The 22,930-nt window shown below is 56.6% G+C and carries 23 protein-coding genes; 14 read left to right on the plus strand and 9 right to left on the minus strand.

Features of this window, described 5'->3' with window-relative positions:
• Positions 1–60 precede the first annotated feature (60 nt).
• Complete coding sequence (locus BFP70_RS00970) at positions 61–519, minus strand: Rrf2 family transcriptional regulator (protein ID WP_066009259.1); 459 nt, start codon at positions 517–519, stop codon at positions 61–63.
• A 239-nt stretch (positions 520–758) separates the two neighbouring features.
• Here BFP70_RS00970 and BFP70_RS00975 point away from each other — a divergent pair, with 239 nt between their 5' ends.
• From BFP70_RS00975 to typA, 8 genes are all read left to right on the plus strand, one after another.
• On the plus strand, positions 759–1,418 hold the full coding sequence (locus BFP70_RS00975) for an alpha/beta hydrolase (RefSeq protein ID WP_066009261.1): 660 nt from the start codon (positions 759–761) through the stop codon (positions 1,416–1,418).
• On the plus strand, positions 1,418–1,666 hold the full coding sequence (locus tag BFP70_RS00980; RefSeq protein WP_066009262.1) for a hypothetical protein: 249 nt from the start codon (positions 1,418–1,420) through the stop codon (positions 1,664–1,666). The genes BFP70_RS00975 and BFP70_RS00980 overlap by 1 nt, the downstream gene beginning before the upstream one ends.
• Before the next feature lie 62 nt (positions 1,667–1,728).
• Positions 1,729–2,328, plus strand: a complete 600-nt coding sequence (locus BFP70_RS00985; protein ID WP_066009653.1) for an HD family hydrolase — start codon at positions 1,729–1,731, stop codon at positions 2,326–2,328.
• 135 nt (positions 2,329–2,463) lie between these two features.
• A complete protein-coding gene (locus BFP70_RS00990; RefSeq protein ID WP_066009263.1) occupies positions 2,464–3,678 on the plus strand; it encodes an NADP-dependent isocitrate dehydrogenase in 1,215 nt (404 codons plus the stop codon).
• A gap of 130 nt (positions 3,679–3,808) precedes the next feature.
• On the plus strand, positions 3,809–4,438 hold the full coding sequence (locus BFP70_RS00995) for a YitT family protein (RefSeq protein ID WP_083217279.1): 630 nt from the start codon (positions 3,809–3,811) through the stop codon (positions 4,436–4,438).
• A 111-nt stretch (positions 4,439–4,549) separates the two neighbouring features.
• Positions 4,550–5,242 (plus strand): YitT family protein, encoded by a 693-nt coding sequence (locus BFP70_RS01000; protein ID WP_083217280.1) that lies wholly within the window; start codon positions 4,550–4,552, stop codon positions 5,240–5,242.
• An 18-nt stretch (positions 5,243–5,260) separates the two neighbouring features.
• Positions 5,261–5,593, plus strand: coding sequence for a multidrug efflux SMR transporter (locus tag BFP70_RS01005; RefSeq protein WP_066009267.1), 333 nt, complete (start codon positions 5,261–5,263; stop codon positions 5,591–5,593).
• Between the two features lie 94 nt (positions 5,594–5,687).
• The gene (gene typA / locus BFP70_RS01010) at positions 5,688–7,505 is read left to right on the plus strand and encodes a translational GTPase TypA (RefSeq protein ID WP_066009272.1); all 1,818 of its coding nucleotides are present in this window, start codon (positions 5,688–5,690) and stop codon (positions 7,503–7,505) included.
• Positions 7,506–7,668: 163 nt separating this feature from the next.
• Here the strand turns inward: typA and BFP70_RS01015 are convergent, their stop codons facing one another.
• Together BFP70_RS01015 and BFP70_RS01020 are read right to left on the minus strand one after the other, a co-directional pair.
• A complete protein-coding gene (locus BFP70_RS01015) occupies positions 7,669–8,265 on the minus strand; it encodes a peptidylprolyl isomerase (RefSeq protein WP_066009274.1) in 597 nt (198 codons plus the stop codon).
• Complete coding sequence (locus BFP70_RS01020) at positions 8,258–8,764, minus strand: peptidylprolyl isomerase (RefSeq protein WP_066009276.1); 507 nt, start codon at positions 8,762–8,764, stop codon at positions 8,258–8,260. Before BFP70_RS01020 ends, BFP70_RS01015 begins: the two co-directional genes overlap by 8 nt.
• Positions 8,765–8,943: 179 nt before the next feature.
• Here BFP70_RS01020 and pgk point away from each other — a divergent pair, with 179 nt between their 5' ends.
• From pgk to BFP70_RS01050, 6 genes are all read left to right on the plus strand, one after another.
• Entirely contained in the window at positions 8,944–10,134 is a 1,191-nt protein-coding gene (gene pgk / locus BFP70_RS01025; protein ID WP_066009278.1) for a phosphoglycerate kinase, read from the plus strand.
• A gap of 155 nt (positions 10,135–10,289) precedes the next feature.
• A complete protein-coding gene (locus BFP70_RS01030) occupies positions 10,290–11,198 on the plus strand; it encodes a fructose bisphosphate aldolase (RefSeq protein WP_066009279.1) in 909 nt (302 codons plus the stop codon).
• A gap of 256 nt (positions 11,199–11,454) precedes the next feature.
• Entirely contained in the window at positions 11,455–11,751 is a 297-nt protein-coding gene (locus BFP70_RS01035) for a septum formation initiator family protein (RefSeq protein ID WP_066009281.1), read from the plus strand.
• 214 nt (positions 11,752–11,965) lie between these two features.
• Entirely contained in the window at positions 11,966–12,991 is a 1,026-nt protein-coding gene (gene pdhA / locus BFP70_RS01040; protein WP_066009284.1) for a pyruvate dehydrogenase (acetyl-transferring) E1 component subunit alpha, read from the plus strand.
• Positions 12,992–13,004: 13 nt separating this feature from the next.
• Positions 13,005–14,384, plus strand: coding sequence for a pyruvate dehydrogenase complex E1 component subunit beta (locus BFP70_RS01045; RefSeq protein ID WP_066009286.1), 1,380 nt, complete (start codon positions 13,005–13,007; stop codon positions 14,382–14,384).
• Positions 14,385–14,396: 12 nt separating this feature from the next.
• Positions 14,397–15,722 carry a pyruvate dehydrogenase complex dihydrolipoamide acetyltransferase gene (locus BFP70_RS01050; protein ID WP_066009288.1) on the plus strand — a complete coding sequence of 442 codons (1,326 nt, stop codon included), beginning with the start codon at positions 14,397–14,399 and terminating at the stop codon, positions 15,720–15,722.
• A 93-nt stretch (positions 15,723–15,815) separates the two neighbouring features.
• Here BFP70_RS01050 and cysE read toward each other — a convergent pair whose 3' ends face one another.
• The 6 genes from cysE to BFP70_RS01080 all read right to left on the minus strand — a co-directional run bounded on the left by cysE (position 15,816) and on the right by BFP70_RS01080 (position 22,923).
• Positions 15,816–16,637, minus strand: coding sequence for a serine O-acetyltransferase (gene cysE / locus BFP70_RS01055; protein WP_066009290.1), 822 nt, complete (start codon positions 16,635–16,637; stop codon positions 15,816–15,818).
• 92 nt (positions 16,638–16,729) lie between these two features.
• The gene (locus BFP70_RS01060) at positions 16,730–17,017 is read right to left on the minus strand and encodes a hypothetical protein (protein ID WP_066009291.1); all 288 of its coding nucleotides are present in this window, start codon (positions 17,015–17,017) and stop codon (positions 16,730–16,732) included.
• Positions 17,014–20,964: a glycoside hydrolase TIM-barrel-like domain-containing protein gene (locus BFP70_RS01065; protein WP_066009293.1), complete on the minus strand. Its 3,951-nt coding sequence runs from the start codon at positions 20,962–20,964 to the stop codon at positions 17,014–17,016. Before BFP70_RS01065 ends, BFP70_RS01060 begins: the two co-directional genes overlap by 4 nt.
• Positions 20,964–21,404, minus strand: coding sequence for a peptidase (locus BFP70_RS01070; RefSeq protein ID WP_066009295.1), 441 nt, complete (start codon positions 21,402–21,404; stop codon positions 20,964–20,966). The genes BFP70_RS01065 and BFP70_RS01070 overlap by 1 nt, the downstream gene beginning before the upstream one ends.
• Positions 21,401–22,291: a DUF2163 domain-containing protein gene (locus tag BFP70_RS01075; RefSeq protein ID WP_066009659.1), complete on the minus strand. Its 891-nt coding sequence runs from the start codon at positions 22,289–22,291 to the stop codon at positions 21,401–21,403. The genes BFP70_RS01070 and BFP70_RS01075 overlap by 4 nt, the downstream gene beginning before the upstream one ends.
• The gene (locus BFP70_RS01080; RefSeq protein WP_066009298.1) at positions 22,291–22,923 is read right to left on the minus strand and encodes a DUF2460 domain-containing protein; all 633 of its coding nucleotides are present in this window, start codon (positions 22,921–22,923) and stop codon (positions 22,291–22,293) included. The genes BFP70_RS01075 and BFP70_RS01080 overlap by 1 nt, the downstream gene beginning before the upstream one ends.
• Between the last annotated feature and the right edge of the window lie 7 nt (positions 22,924–22,930).

Here is a 22,930-nt window from a genome sequence, read left to right on the forward strand (position 1 = left end):
AATTTCTTATGTGTATGTATCATTTTTCATGATGCCACCACAGGGCCATCATGTCGATGCTCACTCATCCACCACCGAAAACAACGATGGCACCGCCGGACAGGGCTTCAGGCCGTTTTTCACCACATCTTCCAATGTCGTCTGATGTAAGAACACAAAGACCTGCGCCGACAGGCTTTCCCACAACCGGTTGGATAGTGATTGCGCCCGCGAACCCGACACACCCCCCGACGCGCCGCCGCCCGCCGTCATTGCAGAGACCTTTTCATCCACCGCTTCAAAAATCTCATTCACCCGAATTTCGGCCGGTGGGCGCGCCAGTTGGTAGCCACCACCAGGCCCGCGCACCGATGTCACCAACCCCGCGCGCCGTAGCCGCACAAACAACTGTTCCAGATAGGGCAGCGAAATATCTTCTGCCTTCGATAGCTGCCCTAATGAGGTTCGAGAGCCTTCGCCCGCCAGTGCCAAACGCACCAGCGCAACCATCGCATAACGGCCTTTGGTCGATAGTTTCATTCGTTCCTCCTGTGCGCGCTGCTTCCAAAGCCGGAAAAAACGCTGCAAATACCTATGTTAAATGGGCTCAATCACTGCTTGGCATTGACGCCGCGCCTTTGGCCCCTTAACTCCGTTCTATCCCAGTCCCGGTGTCATAGCCGGATTTTTGGTTTTTCCCTAGGGGGCGATGACAAAACCGTCAAGGTTTCGATCACACCGCTCACGGGGCCCGTTAGACACGTAGCAAACGAGACAAGATGCCCGAAGTCATTTTCCCCGGTCCCGAAGGTCGCCTTGAAGGCCGTTATCATCCGCAGCCCGCACCCGATGCGCCAATTGCAATTGTTTTGCACCCCGATCCCCAATTCGGCGGCACGATGAACAATCGCGTGGTGTATAACCTGCATTATACGTTCCACAAAATGGGTTTCACCGTTTTGCGGTTCAACTTTCGCGGCGTAGGCCGGTCGCAAGGTGAATATGACCAAGGCGTGGGTGAATTGTCCGACGCCGCATCGGCACTGGATTATCTGCAAGCGCAAAACCCCAATTCCAAACATTGCTGGGTTGCGGGTTTCAGCTTTGGCGCATGGATTGGTATGCAGCTTTTGATGCGCCGGCCCGAAATTACCGGCTTTATCTCGGTCGCACCGCCGGCAAATATGTATGATTTCAGCTTTTTGGCGCCATGCCCCTCATCGGGTTTGATCATCAACGGCACCAATGATCGCGTTGCCCCGCCCAAAGACACGCATACGCTGGTCAGCAAGCTGCGCGAACAAAAAGGCATTACAGTCACCCATGAAGAGATCGAAGGTGCCGATCACTTCTTTAAGGATGATGAAAAGCACATGACGCCAATGATCGACACCGTGCGTTCTTATGTCAAACGGCGCCTGACCGAAGGCACCCGGTAATGGCACTTGTCGATCAGATGGCCGAGAAATTGGCGGCTGATGTGATGCAGGCGCAAAAGGAGCTCGGCCCGGAGGCAGATCGACTGTATGTTGAGGTGGCGAATTTCATCGGCACCTCCTCACCCGCCCTGGAAGAGGCGTTTTTGACCGCCTGTCGTGTGCACCTGTCCGAACAACGCGGCCGCGCGTTCTTTGAAAAAAAGCTTAAAGCCTTACAGGCGCAGGCGCTGAAACCTGACGCAGGTTAAAATACCCCTCACCGGCGCGCGCAAGCCCGCCGGTGATTTTCTATACAGATGGGTGAATGGCAATGACCACGCGATTAGATCAGCAACTGGCGTTTCTGGCAGAGGTTGAGAAGCTGAAATCTGTCACGCGCGCAACGCCCATTCATGATGCCAGCCGACCCGAAAATTCGGCCGAACATAGTTGGTCATTGGCGTTGTGGGCATTGGTGCTGGCAGATCAGGCGGCGCCAGGTGTGGATACGCTACGCGCAGTCAAGATGCTGCTGGTACATGACATTGTGGAAATTGACGTAGGTGATGTGCCAATTCATTCCGCCAATGGTACGGCGCATGGCTCTGCCGAGATCGCAGCACAAGAACAAGCGGCTGCGATGCGGATTTTCGGATTACTTCCCAACGACATGGCGCAAGAATTTACGGCGCTATGGCAAGAATTCGAAGCGGCGCAGACCGCGACCGCCATATACGCAAAATCCCTTGATCGGGCGCAGCCGGTTGTGTTGAACCTACAGGCGGGCGGCGGATCATGGATCGACTATGATGTCTGCTATGATCAGGTAGAAAGCCGGGTCGGCGCAAAGGTCGCCTTGGGGCTGCCGGGTTTATGGGATGCTGTGAAAGCCCGCATCCTGCCGTGGTTTTCGGCACGCAACCGTATTTAAGTTTTTGCTATAGGCAGAACACGCAAATTTGCGCCGATCCGGTATGCAATTGCATACCGGCGTATAGAAGTCTTCATATTTCTCCGTTACAGCAAAGACAGCCGACTCACCATTAGCCACGTGGAAAGGGCCCACATGTCGAAGATCAAAGTCGAAAACCCAATTGTCGATATTGACGGCGATGAGATGACGCGGATCATCTGGGACTTCATCAAGAAAAAGCTGATCGAACCCTATCTTGACATCGACTTGCTGTATTACGATCTGGGCATCGAAGAGCGCGACCGGACCGAAGATCAGATTACCATAGACGCCGCACATAAAATCAAAGACGTCGGCGTTGGTGTGAAATGCGCCACGATCACCCCAGATGAGGCGCGCGTTGAAGAATTTGGCCTGAAAAAGATGTGGAAATCACCCAATGGGACGATCCGCAACATTTTGGGCGGTGTGGTGTTCCGCCAGCCGATCATCTGCCGCAATGTGCCGCGTCTGGTGCCCGGCTGGACTGACCCGATTGTTGTGGGCCGTCACGCCTTTGGCGATCAATACAAAGCCACCGACTTCACCTTCCCCGGCAAAGGCCAGCTAACGATGAAATTCGTGGGCGACGATGGCACCGTGATTGAACGTGTTGTCTACGATGCGCCATCTGCAGGCGTGTATCAGGCGATGTATAACCTTGATGAATCGATCTATGATTTCGCCCGCGCATCGTTCAATTACGGGCTTAATCTGGGTTGGCCGGTATATCTGTCCACCAAGAACACGATCCTGAAAGCCTATGATGGGCGGTTCAAAGACATCTTTGCCGAAGTCTATGCCGCTGAATTTGAAGACCAATTCAAAGCCGCCAATATTTGGTATGAACACCGTTTGATCGACGATATGGTGGCCAGCGCGATGAAATGGTCGGGTAAATTCGTCTGGGCGTGCAAGAATTACGATGGTGATGTGCAGTCGGATACAGTCGCGCAGGGCTTTGGCTCTTTGGGGTTAATGACCTCACAATTGATGACGCCTGATGGGAAAATTGTTGAGGCAGAGGCGGCCCATGGCACTGTCACCCGCCATTTCCGTCAGCACCAGAAAGGCGAGGCCACATCGACCAACTCTATCGCCTCAATTTATGCATGGACGGGCGGGCTGAAGCACCGTGCCAAGCTGGATGGCAATGATCAGCTGATGCGCTTTGCACAGACGCTGGAAAAAACCGTTGTGGATACGGTGGAAGCCGGCTTCATGACGAAGGATTTGGCGCTGCTGGTCGGACCGGACCAGAAATGGCTGACCACGATTGGTTTCCTTGAAAAAATCGCGTCCAATTTGGATACCGCATTGGCCGGATAAGAACGGATCGGTCGGGCCCCGCGCCCGGCCGCATTCTCTGCGTGATCAGTTTTTCAAATAGCACGCGAAAAACGGATGGTTTCGGTGTCAGCCACTTGCCATTGACCGAATGGTTCGTAATGTCTCCCCCATGACACAGACCACCGCGCCCACGCCCGAAATCGCCCACACCCGCCACAGCCTGACCGATGATGCCCAAGGTATTTTATACGGTGGGTTTATGGCCGGTTTTGGCGTGCTGATCTTGCAAAGCCTAGGTTTTGTAACCGGTCAAACCGCAGGTGCGGCGATCTTGATCTCATATGCCACGGGTTGGAGCTTTGGCGCAGTGTTCTTCGTGATCAACCTGCCATTCTACTATCTGGGCTGGAAGCGGATCGGCCCGATGTTCGTGGCCAAATCCCTTACAGCGGTCACGATCTTGTCGGTGACGACCGCCGTCTTGCCCAATTATGTCGGGTTTTCGCAGCTGCATCCGCTGGCGGGCGCGGTGCTGTTTGGGGGAATTACCGGATCGGCATTGCTTGCGCTGTTTCGGCATGGGTCCAGTCTGGGCGGCGTGGGCATTGTCGCGCTTTATCTGCAAGATAAAACCGGATTCAAAGCCGGGTGGACACAGATGATCTTTGACGCCTGTGTTTTTGCCATCGCGTTGTCGATGCGTGATTGGCATCTGGTGGCATGGTCAGCGCTTGGTGCTTTGGTCGTCAATTTGGTGATCACATGGAATCACCGCAAAGATCGCTATATCGCGACCTGAATCGCGGCGCATTCGTGCAAGGTGGCGTGGATTTCAGCAGATCCCTTTTTGCAACCCTGCCCTGCATAATCGTGATTTGGCAGCAGGCTGATTCTAGCGCATATTTAGGTCATGCCTTCTGACGCTTCTACACTCGCCAAAATACAACGCCCGCCGCCAGCTGGCCGCCGCAAACGCCTTGAGGCGCGCCGTCCTGCGCGCCGTCCGCAAGAAAAACACTACACCCTGTTTGAAGATATTCAGGGGATCTTGATTGCCTGCGCGCAATCCGCGCTTGGCATTCATTTACTGCGAGCCGCGGGTCTGGTGACAGGTGGCACTGCGGGGATGGCACTGATCATCACCTATGCGATGGGTTGGAATTTCAGCCTCGTGTTTTTTGTGATCAACCTACCGTTCTATGGTTTTGCCTATCGTGCACGCGGCTTGCGGTTTTGTCTGAAATCCATGGCATCTGTCACCACCGTGTCGGTCATGGCTGAGGCGCTAAAGCCGGTTTTGCATATCGCACAGGTGCATCCCGGGGTCGCCGCAGCCCTGTTCGGGATCAGCACCGGCGTGGGGCTTTTGGGCCTGTTTCGCCATTCGGGCAGTTTGGGCGGCGTGTCGATTGTTGCGGTGATATTACAAGATAAATTCGGCTTCAAAGCGGGTTGGACGCAATCAATCCATGATTTGTGCCTGTTTGCCGTAGCCTTCGCAATCTTGCCGGCCGATCGGGTGCTGTGGTCCTTGTTAGGGGCGGTTGTTCTCAATTTCGTGATCGCGTTCAATCATCGGCGTGACTGGTATGTCGTGACCTGATCGTGCAGGGTCGCGCAGATGAAAACCTATGTCATCCTTCTGGTTGCGGTGCTGTTTGAAACGCTTGCGACCACCTCGTTACAAGCCAGCCAACAGTTCACGCGGCTTTGGCCGTCGCTGGGGGTGGTGCTGGGTCTGGGAACCGCACTGTATTTGCTAACATTGGTTTTGCGCGTGTTGCCGCTGGGGATCACCTATGCGCTGTGGTCGGGAATTGGCATCGTGTTGACCGCGATCACCGGGCGCCTTTTCTTCGGGCAAAAGCTGGATCTGGCAGGCATGATCGGACTGGCGCTGATCATCGGTGGGATCGTCGTGATCAACCTGTTCTCAAAATCTGCCACGCATTAACCTGCTCTTTCAGGGCGATTAACTGCCACAGGGCTTTCCAGTCCGGCTTTTTTGCCTTATGCGCAGGGCAACCTCCCTTACGCAGGCAAGTTCCATGGACCTTCGCAATATCGCGATCATCGCCCACGTTGACCACGGCAAGACCACGCTCGTTGATCAGCTTCTGAAACAATCCGGTGCTTTCCGGGAAAACCAGGCCGTCGCGGAACGCGCGATGGACAGCAACGACATCGAACGCGAACGCGGGATTACCATCCTTGCAAAAGCGACGAGCGTCGAATGGGGCACCACCCGCATCAATATCGTTGATACCCCCGGTCACGCCGATTTCGGTGGCGAGGTAGAGCGTATCTTGTCGATGGTTGATGGCGTGTGCCTGTTGGTGGATGCCGCCGAAGGCCCGATGCCGCAGACGAAATTCGTTACCCAAAAGGCGTTGGCACTTGGCCTGAAGCCGATCGTGGTTTTGAACAAGGTCGACAAACCGGCAGCCGAGCCTGACCGCGCGCTCGACGAAGTGTTCGACCTGTTTGCCAACCTTGGCGCCAGCGAAGAGCAGCTTGATTTCCCGCATGTCTATGCCTCGGGTATTGGCGGCTGGGCTGACACCGAATTGGACGGGCCACGTGAAAACCTCGACGCGTTGTTTGAACTGATCGTCAAACACGTTGAGCCACCAAAGCAGCTTGAAAAACAAGACGAGCCCTTCTCGATGCTGGCCACCACATTGGGCGCGGATCCGTTCATTGGCCGTATCCTGACGGGCCGTATCGAATCCGGCAAGTTGAAGGTCGGTGATGCGCTGAAAGGTCTGTCGCGCGATGGCGATAAGGTCGAGCAGTTCCGCTGCACCAAAATTCTGGCCTTCCGCGGCCTGAGCCAGCAGCCGATTGACGAAGCCATCGCAGGCGACATCGTGTCCGTGGCCGGTATGACCAAAGTGACCGTGGCCGATACGCTATGTGCGCTGGATGTCGATACTGCCCTGCCCGCACAGCCAATTGACCCGCCGACGATCTCGGTCACATTTGGCATCAACGACAGCCCACTTGCAGGCAAAGACGGCTCTAAGGTTCAGTCGCGCGTCATTCGTGACCGCCTGATGAAAGAGGCCGAAACCAACGTTGCGATCAAGATCGAAGACACGCCGGGCGGCGAAGCCTTCGTCGTATCGGGTCGTGGTGAATTGCAGATGGGCGTGTTGATCGAAAACATGCGCCGTGAAGGGTTCGAACTGTCGATTTCGCGTCCCAAGGTGATTTTCCGTGACGTGGATGGTCAGCGCGAAGAGCCGATCGAAGAAGTCATTATCGACGTTGATGATGAATATTCCGGCACCGTGATCGAGAAGCTGACAGGCCACCGCAAAGGCGACCTGGTCGAGATGCGCCCCGCCGAAGGTGGCAAAACCCGCATCGTGGCTCATGTGCCGTCGCGCGGCATGATCGGCTATCAGGGCGAGTTCCTGACCGATACACGTGGCTCGGGCGTTTTGAACCGTCTGTTCCACAGCTGGGCACCGTATAAGGGTGCGATTGAAGGACGCCGTCAGGGTGTTCTGATCTCCATGGATAACGGGATTTCGGTCTCCTATGCATTGTGGAACTTGGAAGATCGCGGCAAAATGTTCATTGGCGCGCAAGAAGCGGTTTACACCGGCATGATCATTGGCGAGCATTCGCGCGACAACGATCTGGAAGTGAACCCGCTGAAGGGCAAAAAGCTGACCAACGTTCGTGCGTCTGGAACAGATGAAGCGGTTCGCCTGACGCCTCCGGTTCGGATGAGCCTGGAAGAAGCCATCGCCTATATTGATGATGATGAGCTGGTAGAGGTCACACCGAAAGCGGTCCGTTTGCGCAAAACGCATCTGGACCCGCATGAGCGTAAACGCGCATCGCGCGGCGCATAAGTCAGCCGCATATACTTAGGAAGGGGGGCCAGTTGGCCCCCTTTTTTTCATACGCCACTATTTTCATGCGCCACAACTTGCCTATGCGGGGCGCGCGGTAGGCATGCATAAAAAAACGGGGCCAGACGGCCCCGCTTTACACCAACTGTTTATGGCGATTGGATTATTCTGCAACCGTCGCGCTGGCGATATAATCGGGATCAGTGACCAGGCCGTTTTTGCGACTGTCGCCTTTTTTCAACGCGTCGACAACATCCATGCCGGCGACAACATGGCCGACAACGGTATATTGCCCATCCAGATGCGGCGCATCTGCAAACATGATGAAGAATTGCGAATTGGCCGAATTCGGGTTTTGCGACCGCGCCATGCCCACGATACCACGGGTGAAGCTTCGGTTGGAAAACTCTGCCGGTAGGTCCGGATATTCTGATCCGCCCATTCCTGCCATGGCGGTTTGCGCGCCATCTTTCTTGCCAAATTGCACATCGCCCGTCTGGGCCATGAAGCCGTCAATCACACGGTGGAAGACCACGTCATCATACGCGCCTTCTTTGGCAAGCTTGACGATACGCTCCACATGCTGCGGGGCAACATCGGGCAGCAGGTCAATCACGATTTCACCGCTGGTCGATCCTGCGACTTCCAATGTCAGGTTCGGACCATCGGTATCTGCGGTGCCGGCCCCCTGGGCCCATGCACCGGCTGCAGCACAGGCCATCACCCCGGCCAGAAGGGACCGACGCACCAAATTACGCATCGGCTGCAACCTTAACCGAGATCATACGGTCGGGCGATTTCGGCGGCTCACCACGGGTAATCGCGTCAACATGTTCCATGCCTTCAATGACGCGGCCATAAACGGTGTATTGGCCGTTCAGGAAATGGTTGTCACCGAAATTGATAAAGAACTGCGAATTGGCCGAATTGGGGTTGGACGACCGTGCGGCGCCCAGCGTACCACGATCATGTGGGATCCGCGAGAATTCGGCCGGGACATCGTCATATTCTGATCCACCGGTGCCTGCGCGGCCCGGATTATAGTCTTTTTCCATATTCGCATGGGCAACATCGCCGGTCTGCGCCATGAAACCGTCGATCACACGATGAAACGCGACGTTATCATAGGCTCCATCACGGGCCAGTTTTTTCATACGTTCGCTGTGCAGCGGCGCAATATCGGGCAGCAATTCGATGATGACTGGCCCGTCTTTCAGCTCAATAATGATGGTGTTTTCGGGATCTTTGATTTCGGCCATGGCGTCCTCCAAGGAAATTTGTTCGCCGTGCAACTTACACAACGCGCCGCCCGATGAAAGGGGCGATTAGGTCTGTGTGATGACATCGCGCACCGTTGACCATTCGTGACGGGGGATGCAAGTTAGCCGCAACTGCACCGGGGACAGCCGCGCCCCGTGTTTCATGATTGGAGACTGACATGGCTTGGAAAACGCTTGATGATTTGGATCTGGCGGGCAAGGTCGTGCTGACGCGTGTGGACATTAACGTTCCCGTTGAAAATGGCCGCGTCACCGACCCCACCCGGATTGAAAAAATCGTGCCTACGGTGAAAGATATTTTGGCCAAGGGTGGCAAGCCGGTTTTGCTGGCGCATTTTGGTCGCCCCAAAGGGCAGGTCTTGGCCGATCTAAGCCTTGCGCCGCTGGTCCCAGCTTTGTCGCACGCACTTGGGGTCAACGTGCATTTTGCTGAAGATTGCATCGGCACCGTTGCCAAAAAAGCAGTAGCCGCCCTGCCCGATGGTGAAGTTTTGCTGCTGGAAAACACGCGTTTTCATGCTGGCGAAGAAAAAAATGACGCCGAGCTTGCCGCTTCAATGGGCGCGCTGGGGTCGGTCTATGTCAATGATGCGTTTTCGGCGGCTCATCGCGCGCATAGCTCAACCGAGGGCTTGGCGCAGGTCTTGCCCTCTGCCGCAGGCCGGTTGATGGCTGCCGAGCTGAAGGCGCTGGAGGCCGCATTGGGCGAGCCCGTGCGCCCGCTTGCCGCCGTTGTGGGCGGGGCCAAAGTATCGACCAAGCTGGATCTATTGTCGAATTTGATTGAAAAAGTCGATCATCTGATCATCGGCGGCGGTATGGCCAATACATTCCTGGTCGCACAGGGGATCGAAGTGGGCAGCTCACTGGCAGAGCGCGATATGGCCGACACTGCCCGCGAGATTTTGGAGAAAGCCAAGTCCACTGGTTGCGCCATTCACCTGCCTGTCGATGTTGTCGTCGCACGCGAATTTAAAGCCAATGCAGAAAATGAAACCGTGTCCGCCGATGCCTGCCCCGCTGATGCGATGATTCTGGATGCCGGTCCCAAGACCGTTGAAGAAATCGCCAGAGTATTCACAGCGTCGCGCACATTGATTTGGAACGGCCCTTTGGGCGCGTTTGAAATCACGCCTTTTGATATGGCCACGAATGCAGCCGCTGCCAAAGCGGCCGAATTGACCGAAGCAGGCAGCTTGACCTCTGTGGCGGGGGGCGGCGACACGGTTGCCGCGCTGAACAAATCGGGCGCAGCACAGCGATTCACCTATATCTCTACCGCCGGGGGCGCCTTCTTGGAGTGGATGGAGGGCAAAACCCTGCCCGGTGTCGCAGCTTTGCAAAGCTGATCGCCCGAATCATGATCAAAAACAGCGGCGGCCCATGGGTCGCCGTTTTTATTTGCATAGCGTTAGCGCCATCAGCATTGGCATCAAAGGATTGTCGCATTAGCTCTATATTAATGGCCCAATAACGTAGCTCCAAATTTGGGGGGAGTCCTATAATGGCAACCGCACAGCAGACCGCACAGATCGCAAAAGGGGATGGTTTCATCGCCGCGTTGGATCAGTCCGGAGGCTCAACGCCAAAAGCATTGCGCTTGTATGGTATTGAAGAAGACGCATATTCCAATGATGTGGAAATGTATGACCTGATCCATCAGATGCGCGCACGGATCATTAAATCACCAGCATTTTCCAATGGCAAAGTCATTGGTGCGATCTTGTTTGAACAGACAATGGATCGCGATATCGATGGTACGCCCACCGCGACCTATCTGTGGGAAAGTGCAGGCGTCGTGCCCTTCTTGAAGATCGACAAAGGTCTGGAAGACGAGTCGAACGGTGTGCAGATGCTCAAACCGATCCCGGGTTTGGGTGCATTGTTGGATCGCGCTAAGGCAGCAGGCATCTATGGCACCAAAGAACGCTCGGTCATCCATGCGGCCAATCACGCTGGTATCGCCGCTATTGTGGCGCAGCAGTTTGAACTGGGCGCGACGGTCACCGCGCATGGGCTGATGCCAATCCTAGAGCCAGAGGTAACGATCTCGATCTCTGATAAGGCCGAGGCAGAGGCGATTTTGCGCGATGAGCTGTTGAAACATCTGGATCAATTGCCCAGCGATCAGCAGGTGATGTTGAAACTGTCTCTGCCCAGCGTGCCAAATTTCTATAAGCCGCTGATCGATCACCCACGGGTGTTGCAACTTGTGGCGCTGTCGGGCGGCTATTCGCGCGACGAAGCAAATGTGATTTTGGCCAAGAACGAGGGCATGATTGCCTCCTTCTCGCGCGCATTAACCGAAGGCATGTCGGCACAGCAATCGGATGCAGAATTCGATGCAGCACTCGCCGCAGCCATCACCAATATCCATGCCGCATCCACCGCCAGCGAAACGGTCGCCGCTTAAGGCGCCGCGCGGATCATCCGGACCGAAGGTGGCGTCACGCCACCGAACGGGCCACAAGGGGTTCGATGCCCCTTGTGGCCCGATTTTGTTGCGCCCCACAAGTGGCGATCACGCTTTGTTCCACTAGCCACATCGCGCCGCCCATTGCATTATGGTGAACAGAATGTGAAGCCCGATCCTTCAGGCTATCACCGCCCATCAGAGGCACATCAAAAGCAGTCGCGCCCCGCACAGGGGCCAAGCAGTGGACAGGCACATGCAACATAAAAGCCGGGCGTTTGGCCCGCTTATTTTCTTCGCGATCGCCTTTGTGTTGGGCGCCTATTTCACCTTTGCAGCCGTGCAGGGATCTTACGGGATTTTCCGCAGCGTCCAAATTCAGGCGGAAATCTCCGAGCTGGAAACCGAACGCGACGCCCTACGCGCCGAAGTCAAACAGATGGCGAACCTGACCCATCGTCTGTCCGACCGCTATCTTGACCTGGACCTACTGGATCAACAAGCGCGCGACATTCTTGGCCTGGTCCGCGCCGATGAGGTTGTCATCCGCTAAGCCAAACCAAAAAACGGCACCACAATATGTCATAACCCGCCCTTGCCGGCGGGTTTTTTATGCGCATTTGCAATGCGATAGCGAAAATTATCTTCGCACCAACCACCTTTTATTTATTGAAAAAGACAACTCCGCACGGGGGTCATTGTCATTGTGAAGGCTTTATCGTAGAAATGGTTTAACGTTGAACTATCCGTGCAGAGGGAGGAAGCCAATGGCGACTCGCAAAGCTTCGGGCAACGCGGCCAAGCCGGGCGCGAATGTCTCGAAGGACGATCTTCTCAGCTACTACCGTGACATGTTGCTGATCCGCCGCTTTGAAGAAAAAGCAGGACAATTATACGGCATGGGCCTGATCGGTGGTTTCTGCCACCTGTATATCGGGCAAGAAGCGGTTGTTGTTGGCCTTGAAGCCGCAGCCAAAGAGGGCGACAAGCGCGTCACCTCATATCGCGACCACGGCCATATGCTGGCCTGTGGCATGGACGCCAAAGGCGTGATGGCGGAACTTACCGGTCGCGAAGGCGGCTACTCCAAAGGTAAGGGCGGCTCGATGCATATGTTCTCAAAAGAGAAGCATTTCTACGGCGGCCACGGCATTGTTGGCGCGCAGGTTCCAATTGGCGCAGGGCTCGCCTTTGCGGATAAATACAAAGGCAATGACAATGTAACTTTCGCGTATTTCGGCGATGGTGCGGCCAACCAGGGTCAGGTCTATGAGACCTATAACATGGCGCAGCTATGGGATCTTCCGGTGGTTTTTGTCATTGAAAACAACCAATACGCGATGGGCACATCGGTTCAGCGTTCCACCAAATCCCCGTCCCTGTGGCAGCGCGGCGCAGCCTATGGCATCGCCGGCGAAGAGGTCGACGGAATGGATGTTCTGGCGGTTAAGGAAGCGGGCGAAAAAGCTGTTGCGCATTGCCGCGCCGGCAATGGCCCCTATATTCTTGAGGTCAAAACCTACCGCTACCGCGGTCACTCCATGTCCGATCCGGCGAAATACCGGTCACGCGATGAAGTGCAGAAAATGCGCGAAGAACGCGATGCGATTGAACATGTCCGCCAGCTGTTGCTGACCGGGGAACATGCAAGCGAAGACGACCTGAAGGCACTTGATAAAGAGATCAAAGGCATCGTCAACGAGTCTGCTGAATTTGCCAAAGAAAGCCCCGAGCCCGCGCTCGAAGAGCTTTGGACCGACATCTATGCCGAAGCGGCGCCGCAAAACGCCTGAGGGGGACAAATAAATGGCAACTGAAATCCTGATGCCCGCACTGTCTCCTACGATGGAGGAAGGCACGCTTGCGAAATGGCTGAAGAAAGAAGGCGAATCGGTCTCTTCTGGCGATATCATCGCCGAGATCGAAACCGACAAAGCCACGATGGAATTCGAAGCCGTTGACGAAGGCGTCATCGGCAAAATTTTGATCCCCGAAGGCACTGCCGGCGTGAAGGTCAATGATTGCATCGCGATCCTTCTGGAAGAAGGCGAATCGATGGATGACGTCGACAGCTCGGCAAAATCCGAAGCCCCTGCAGCACCCCAAGACGATGCGCCCGCATCCGTTCCCGCAGCGGCCAAATCAGAAGATGACACCCCCGCCCCACAGGCCAATCTGGACCCGGACTGGCCTGAAGGCACACCAATGAAGCAACAGACCGTTCGCGAAGCGTTACGTGACGCGATGGCCGAAGAAATGCGCGGCGACGAAAACGTCTATCTGATGGGCGAAGAAGTTGCGCAATATCAAGGCGCCTACAAAATCTCGCAAGGTCTGCTGGATGAATTCGGCGACAAGCGCGTCGTTGACACGCCGATCACCGAACATGGCTTTGCCGGTATCGCGGTTGGTGCGGCCTTTGGCGGGTTGCGTCCGATTGTTGAATTCATGACATTCAACTTTGCAATGCAGGCAATTGACCACATCATCAATTCGGCTGCGAAAACATTGTATATGTCGGGCGGCCAGATGGGGGCTCCGATGGTGTTCCGTGGCCCCAATGGTGCGGCCGCGCGCGTGGGTGCACAGCACAGCCAAGATTACTCAGCTTGGTATGCGCAAATCCCCGGCCTGAAAGTGGCAATTCCCTATTCCGCAGCCGATGCAAAAGGCTTGTTGAAATCGGCGATCCGCGATCCAAACCCGGTCATTTTCCTGGAAAATGAAATCCTATACGGCAAGACGTTCGATGTGCCTGACATGGATGATTTCACCGTGCCATTTGGCAAGGCGAAAATTTGGCGCGAAGGGACGGATGTTACCATCGTCTCCTTCGGTATTGGCATGACCTATGCACTGGAAGCCGCTGAAAAGTTGGCAGAAGAGGGCATCTCGGCAGAGGTAATCGACCTGCGGACTCTGCGTCCGTTGGATTATGATACGGTTCTGGCTTCGGTGATGAAAACCAACCGCTGCGTCACTGTCGAAGAAGGCTTCCCGGTCGCCTCCATCGGCAACCATTTGTCGGCTGTGATCATGGAACGCGCGTTTGACTATCTGGACGCGCCGGTCATCAATTGCACCGGTAAAGATGTGCCGATGCCTTACGCCGCCAACCTTGAAAAACTGGCTTTGACCACAACGGCAGAAGTCGTCGATGCGGTCAAAAAAGTCACCTATCGCTAAGGAGTTACGGGAATGGCAATTGAAATCCTAATGCCCGCCCTTTCTCCAACGATGGAGGAAGGCACTTTGGCCAAATGGCTAAAGAAAGAGGGCGACACGGTCGAAAGCGGTGATATCATCGCTGAAATCGAAACCGACAAAGCCACGATGGAATTCGAAGCCGTTGACGAAGGTGTCATGGGTAAGATCCTTGTGGCCGAAGGCACCAGCGGCGTGAAGGTCAACGAGGCCATTGCGATTTTGCTGGAAGAAGGCGAAGACGCCTCCGCGATGGACAGCGCCTCTGCACCTGCAGACAGCGCCTCATCGACGAAGGATGCCGCCCCTGCCCCAACCCCGAAAGAGGCGCAGCCCGCACCTGCCAGCTCGGGCGGAAAAGCGCCCGCTGCTCCGGTCAAAGATGGCAAACGCCTGTTTGCCTCCCCGTTGGCACGCCGCATCGCGGATCAAAACGGTGTTGATCTGACGACTCTGACGGGCTCTGGCCCCAAAGGCCGTATCGTCAAATCCGATGTAGAAGGTGCGAAAGCGGGCGCTGCTGCGGCACCGGCTACCAAAGCTGCGGCACCAACCGCACCGACAGCGTCGGCCGCTGCAGCTGCCAAAGGCGCATCTTCGGATACGATTGCGAAGATGTATGAGGGCCGCGAATACGAGGTCATCGAACTTAACGGGATGCGCAAAACTATCGCAGCCCGCCTGACCGAAGCGAAACAACAGATCCCACATTTCTATCTGCGGCGTGAAGTCTCGCTGGATGCGCTGATGAAATTCCGCGGTGATTTGAACAAGCAGCTTGCGGGCCGTGGCGTCAAATTGTCGGTCAATGACTTCATCATCAAAGCCTGCGCGCTGGCGTTGCAATCGGTGCCAGATGCGAACGCTGTTTGGGCAGGGGACCGCGTCTTCAAACTGAAGCCATCCGATGTTGCGGTTGCGGTTGCTATTGAAGGCGGATTGTTCACACCGGTCCTGAAAGACGCTGAAAACAAATCACTATCTGCCTTGTCAGCCGAAATGAAAGACCTGGCAGGCCGTGCGCGCGATAAAAAGCTGGCGCCGCATGAATATCAGGGCGGTTCTTTCGCGATCTCGAACCTTGGGATGTTCGGCATTCAAAACTTTGATGCTGTGATCAACCCACCGCATGGTGCCATCCTTGCTGTTGGTGCGGGTTTGAAAAAGCCCGTCGTGAACGCGGATGGAGAGCTGGGCGTGGCCACGATGATGTCGATGACATTGTCTGTCGATCACCGCGTCATCGACGGTGCCTTGGGTGCCGAGCTTATGAAAGCCATCTGTGAGAACCTTGAAAACCCGATGCTGATGCTTGCATGATGCATTTTGATATATCATCACAAAGGGCGGCCCCATCGGCCGCCCTTTTGCATATGTCACCATGTAATACGGCCTATGAAATAGACTGTGCCATTATCCTTGATTGCGGCAAAACTCACTCAGGATCTGGTCCATACTGACTGACGGCTGGGCGCAGCCCGCATCACCCACGATTTTGGCTGGAACACCCGCCACCGTCTTGCATGGCGGCACTTCGTTCAACACAACAGAGCCAGCCGCGACTCGGCTATTGTCGCCCACCCGAATATTGCCCAGCACTTTCGCGCCAGCGCCTATCAAAACACCGTTGCCGATCTTGGGGTGACGGTCTTCTTCTTCTTTGCCGGTGCCACCCAGCGTAACCGAATGCAACATCGACACATTATCGCCCACGACTGCCGTTTCCCCGATTACAATGGAATGCGCGTGATCGATCATCACACCTTTGCCGATCCGCGCGGCAGGGTGAATATCCACTCCGAACATTTCAGAGGTGCGCATCTGCACGAAATAGGACATATCACGGCGTCCCTGTTGCCATAGCCAATGGCCAATCCGGTAACTTTGCAGCGCTTGATAGCCTTTGTAAAACAGCAATGGTTGCATCAGCCGGTGGCACGCAGGGTCACGCTCAAACGCGGCGACCAAATCGGCGCGGGCCGCCACCCCCAGATCAGGCGCGGCCTCATAGGCCTCATCCGCGATCTCACGCAGCAACTGCTCTGACATTTCATCCGATGTGAGCTTCATCGAAAACCGATAGGCCAGCGCGCCTTCAAACGTTCCATGATGTAGCAGCCCGGCATGGATCAAAGCCCCCAGCAATGGCTCATCCGCCACCGCAACGCGCGCTTCGTCACAAATCCGGGTCCAGACCGGATCAATTGCGGCAAGGGTGGTGCGGGTTTTGGCCATAGCGTGTTCCTTTCACTTGCCCTGATCGTAGCACAGTTTTGCAACATAGGGTTCCTCTCGGGATACGAAAAGCGGCACAAGATGAAAAGAGCCTAAACCCGGTCGCGCCAGATCCCAATTGCCCGCACAGTATCGGCCAACGCATGCAAATAACATGCGTCCAAACGGGCCACAGGGGCGCGTGGCTCTTTGAACACCCGTGATATCAGGCTGCCATCGCCCCATTTTGGATGGGCTTTACGCAGCCGCTTACGGAAACGATCGGCCGCATGGGCATCATGCAACAAACAACACATCCATGTGATCCGCCCAACCCGCGGACGGATCATCATCGCACGGGTGGCCGCTATCAGGTCATCTTGGGTAATAGGCCGCATCATACGTTGTCCAGTTTCAACTGCGCAAATGGCCCTGGCCCGTACAGATCCGACATTTGCGCAACCGTTAATACGGCCCCCGCGCCAAGACCATCATCCGCAGCCATCTGCGCTGTATAGGTCCAATGCGGCGCGCTCACCGTGGTTTCGCGGATCACCGCCTCGCCTTGTACAACGCGCAGCATATAATGTTCCTGCTCCTCGCCCAGCGGCACGTCAAAGCCTTCCCAACTGTCACCATCTCGGCGTGTGCGGCGCAACCAGTCAAACGTCATGTCGCCCGCCACCTGATGCATCCGCAAATGCACCGGGCGAAACGGGCGCAACCCCACACCAGCAAAGGCCTCCACCCGGTGGATATAGCTTGGGTCATCATAGCCGCGACCGGCAGGGCCAATCCTGTAATGACGGGCCAGATTGCGCGCGCCAGCAGGCAGATCTATCTGGCCAACCGCATCATTCAACAGCACGATAATTGATCCCTCCGGCCAGGTATCAGGCATTACCGCATCCGTGCCGCATTGCCCGCGCAACCGTCCGCGCAGATCATAGACCCCGGGGGAGATCAGCTGGGCCTGGGTGAATTGAAACACTTCCCAATCGGCAGTATCTCCGCCCCGAATGGCCACCGCGTTTGCCCCGTTCAACACACGCGCCTGTGATGCAGACGCCAACGCGCCTGACATCAGCTTAACACGCAACGCCGGACCATTATCCCACATTCCAGCAGGGGCCGCGCCCAGCGCGTTTTGCGTCACACCGATCACCGATTGCGCCGCGGCAACCGTGTTCAACATGTAGCCATCGTCCTCCTGCGAAGACCATAGCGCAACCGATCCGGGCCACGGAATGGCACTTACCGCCAGATGCGGCGTATGGGGGATTTCCTGTCCGGTCAGCAGCGGCAGGTCCAAAAACACAGGCGTCACCGGAACCGGGGCCACAAAGGGTTGCAGACCAATCCGTTCCTCTGCCTCATCTGACCGGCGATAGACACCTGGCTCTATACGCACGGCTTCAATTTCGCTGATCCCGGCCCTCTCTACCCGGTCTATCCGGTAGCGCCGTGCGATTCCCTCAACCGTCAGATCCACGACATCCCCGGGTCCCAAATCCCCCAAAGATAACGGCAGCGCAAAGCTGATACGGTCGCGCGACACACGCGCCTCGGCCAACCAGCGCTCCACCGTGGCCTGGCCCGCAGCCGTGCTCAGCGTCAGCGGCAAGCTACAGGCCGATGTGACCTCCGCCGCCGCCTCATCGGGAAAGACTGCCTCCGCCATGCGGCTCTCATAATCGGCATCCATCTGCAGATAGCTCAAACGGACCCGGCCTGCCGTCTCGGCCTCTGGCATGCGCATCCGCTGCACGGTTCTATCCCCTTCGCCCAGCGCCAGATCCTCTTCCGCCAGCTGCGCATCCACCCATCCGTTGCGCATCTGGAACCGCACGACACCGTCGCGCTCCACAGCCTCAAACCCATAGGCCATCATCAGGCTTTGCAACACAGCACGCGGTGTCTGTCCGCTGGTTGCGGCCAAACCACGTACAGTGCCAACCAACCCGCGCACATCAATCGCATAAAGCCCGACATCGGCACAAACATCTGCGACAACATTAGACAATGGCTGTGCAACCGCCCTCCCCGAGATCCAATGACCACGCGCATAATTCTGCGCATCTGACCATAGCGCGTCATAGGCCGGAAACTGCGGCGACGGACGGGTATCCCAACACCACACATGCGCACGGGTCATGTCGATCATCGCGCCATCATAAAGCGTCGCATCGGGATTGTGCTTTTGCTGGCCCCAATAGGCGATCATTGCCCGCAGATATTGCATCTGAAGCGCCTCATCGCGTCGCCCATCCGAATAATATGGCAAACTGGATTCCGAACTTTTGGGGTCCAGGAATTTATTGGGCTGGTTCGTGCCCTTATCAATCGCGGCACAGCCAAATTCCGTGAACCAGATCGGCTTGGACCCGGGCACCCAGACTGTGGGATCATGCGAACGTACCCCCCCTATACGTTCATGATGCGCATTTCCCCACCAATTGCGAAAATCCTTTGCCCGCCAGACCCACTCCTCGCCGTGGTCATCGGTAATCGGTGTGCGGATCTGTGCATCGCGGTGGGCGTCATAGGCGTAATACCAATCGTAGTACTCCCCCCCCGCGATATTGGCCTGAAGATAATCAAGGTTGTGAATCGCGCCCCATGACGCATCCAGATGGTCTTCACCGTCGCGCCAATCCGATAGGGGCAGGTAATTATCAACACCGATGAAATCTATATTGGAATCTGCCCATAGCGGGTCCAAATGAAAGAACCGATCCCCATTGCCGGGCTGATAACCGAAATATTCTGACCAATCCGCCGCATATGAAATCTTGCACCCGTGCCCCAGAATTGCGCGCACATCCGCAGCCAGCGCGATCAGCTCGTGCACAGCAGGAAAGCGGTTCGCGCTCCCCCTGATCTGCGTCAATGACCGCATTTCAGTGCCGATACAAAACGCATCCACCCCGCCTGCCTGGGCGCATAGATGTGCATAATGCAAAATAAAGCGCCGGAAGGACCATTCCTCACCTGCGAATGTGACAGTGTCGGTGCCAGGCGTAAAATCTTCGAGCGTGGCCGTACCGAAAAATGTTGCGACTTCAGCGTCGGCCGCATCTGTCTGATCGGCACTGCCAGCGCGTCCCGGTGCTATTGCTGTGGTGATCCGCCCACGCCACGGCAATGCAGGCTGTTCTTGTGCATCACTCCACGGATCGGGCAACCCATTGTCAGACAGCTGCGTCATCAAAATGAACGGATAAAAAGTCACCGACTGTCCCGCTGCTCGCAATGCCTGTATTGCCTGTATCACGCTGCGATCAGACGGCGTGCCGCCATAGACCGCCGTGCCGTTGCTCAACGGGACCAATCCCGCCTGAGCGCGCCCAACGCCCGACACGCGCCAGGGCATATCGCGGCCCTCGGCCTGCTCTGTGTCCACATGGGGGCGGATCGTGCAAGACCCGCATCGCAGATCATCGCCAAACCATGACACGACAAGCGACACCGCCTTGCATGCAGGCAGCTCCTGGTGCAATGCGTCAAGGGCATAAAGGAAATCCGTCTGAGCCCCTGTGGCGTTTTGATTGACCGCAACCGTGGCCGCACCAATCCCGTCACCGCTCATATACACCGGCTCAGTTGCCAGCGCGTATTCCCCGGTGCCCGGGATCAGTGCCACAGCCTGAACACCGCGCACCAGATCGGGCTCTGGCTCAACCGCATCGCTTTGGGCCGCACGCATCACCTCGAATGAGAACTGCGGCACCCGGTTGCCATAGGCGGCCAAAGGCAAACCCTCAATGACAACATAGGCAATGCCACGATAAGCAGGGGCCGCGTCCTCCCCCTCCACCGCCATGATCTTGGGGTCAGGCTGTTGATCTTCTGCCCCGGTATAGACACGCATATCCAGATCACGTGGATCAATCTCATTCCCATCCGCCCAGACACGCGCAACCCGTAATATCTCGCCTTCGCACAGCGCCAACGCCAAGCTTACAGAATAACTGTAGCTGGTTGTGGTGGTCGTCACCCCTGTGGCAACCTTTGCTGTGGCTTTACCGCCCGTTGTTTCGCTGCTGACGTCAGAATGCTCCATGAACCGTGTCGCCCAAATCACCTGACCGCTCAGCCGCATTGCCCCCCAGATCCGGCCAACCGGTTCCCCTTCACCTGCGCTGGACAGCCGGAACCGCTCGGCCCGGCCCGTCTCAACGGCGTTGGAGGCGCCCCCCACCAACTGCGCGCTTAACCGATTGTCGATCGCCATGCCCAGCGTGGCCCCCACCGCACGGCCAATAACCGCCCCGGACAGCCCTAAAACAGAGCCACCAAACCCGCCACCAATCGCGGCCCCCGCCGCTGAAAGCAATATCGTCGCCATTAGACTGCTCCTTGAGGGAAGATAAACTGCGCCACGATCTTGTCGCGCCACGGTCGGCTTAGCGGGCTTTCGACCACACCATGGCCGCTATAGGCATGGATGAATGCAGGCGCAGGCCCATCTCGCGACACGATGCCCAGATGTTTGGCCACCGCCCCTCGGCGCATCTGAAACAACAATACCTGCCCTGGCGCAGGCGCATCTTGCACCGGAATCAAATGCCGTCGTGCTGCGCGCCACAGGCGCTCCTCACCCGACGCCTCCGCCCAATCCGGCGTATAGGCAGGAACCTGCTCGGGCAGGTCGCCATACAGCGCGCGCCAAATACCACAAATCAACCCCAGACAATCGCACCCCGCAGCGCGCATGCTGCATTGATGCCTGTAGGGCGTGCCGATCCAACGGCGCGCCTGCGCAACAACCGTGTCCGGGCCGATCATCGAAACAGGCTCCCACCGTCATTATTTCCGGCCTTCACCGGATAGCTGATCAGCCAATCCTCCCCAGGAATATGCGGAAAGCCTCGAAAATTTAGAAAGTTGTCAAATTTCACCCGACAGGTTTCGGACCGCTTGTCACATCCCGCTGTCAGTCGCAGCTGATCCCCGACCACCACCTGTCCTGCAATGCGTTGCCAAAGTTCGATCTTGCGGGTGCCGCTGCCGCTGACGCGGTCAGCCTTTATCACCCCCGCCAAACCCGCCGCAGCGCCTGTCAGCACCTCCAATCGACCTTTTTCAAACCAACGATCGGCAAATCCGGGCACGGTGGCAAAGCCAAACCGCACGCCGTCCTCCACCGTCTCCACCTCCAATTCAGTGGCATAGCCCGGCGCGGTCAAATCAAACCGGCAACCCCCATCCCCCAAAATCGCCGCACAGCGCGAATGAAACACCCGCCCTGTCTTCACGTTCAGCGCCTCGGTTAACCCGCGCAGCTCGGCAGTAAAGGCGCCGCTTGCACGGATAATTTCCCCCAATGTCCCGCGAAACACCAAAACACGCTCTTGCGGTGCGGCCCAATTGACCAGCCATGCACGCAGCTGCGCACCGTCATAGCGCCCAGCCAAAATGTCAGTTTCTGAAATGGCATTACCGCTCAAGGCGCCAAAAGCTTCGCTATTATCCACCGCCAATCCGGTCGATTGCGCGACCGCCTTAGCGCTCATTCCGCTATCGGGGCGAAATACGATATCTTCAAATGTCAGCCCAAGGTCATGATCGGTAAAGCCCAACGTTATCCCGTCACGGCGCGTCACCGCCCAGGCCCGCGCAACTGTCGTCGTACCACTGCGCAAATGGTCTTTAAATTGCGTTGAATACCCCATCATAGACGCAGCTCAATTACAGGCACCTGTGGCACATCGCCCGCCTGAAAGCTTTGCACCGATACCTGGATCATGTCTGTGTCGAACCGCACGGGCACATCGAATTCAAACCCTGCCGATACCTGTGCCCCCTCCGGTGGGGCATCGGTAAACGTCACCAGCCCGGTTGTTAGATCCAGGGCCCAGTCAATGCTCTCTGCGCGGTAGCCGCCCTGAATACCGACCATCACCGTGCCGAAAACGGGCTTATGTATCGGACGCACATAGGACACGCCCCCCGATATATAGGTCTTGGCCAGTTGGAACTGTGTCGTCACCCCGTCGCCCAGACCAATCACCTGATCTTCAAAATGCACCGTGCCGCTGGCCGCACAGGTTTTGTAATCGGCCCAATCCTTCCAACGAAACCCGTGTAGCTGCCCACCGCGGGCCTCAAAGAATGCCAGCAACCGCTCCACATCATCCAGCGATCGCAGCCCAACCCCCGCGTCATATTGGCGCCGCGAATGTTTCCACGGGCTGTTGCGCTCCTCATAGCCATTGCTCAGCGTCACGATTTCGGTGCGCCTTTGCGGCCCCCCGACCGAGCCAAAGCTCAAATTCGCAGGAAATCTAACGTCATGAAATGCCACTGTAATC

The sequence above is a fragment of the Thioclava sp. SK-1 genome, from assembly GCF_001705665.1.
Taxonomy (GTDB): Bacteria; Pseudomonadota; Alphaproteobacteria; order Rhodobacterales; family Rhodobacteraceae; genus Thioclava.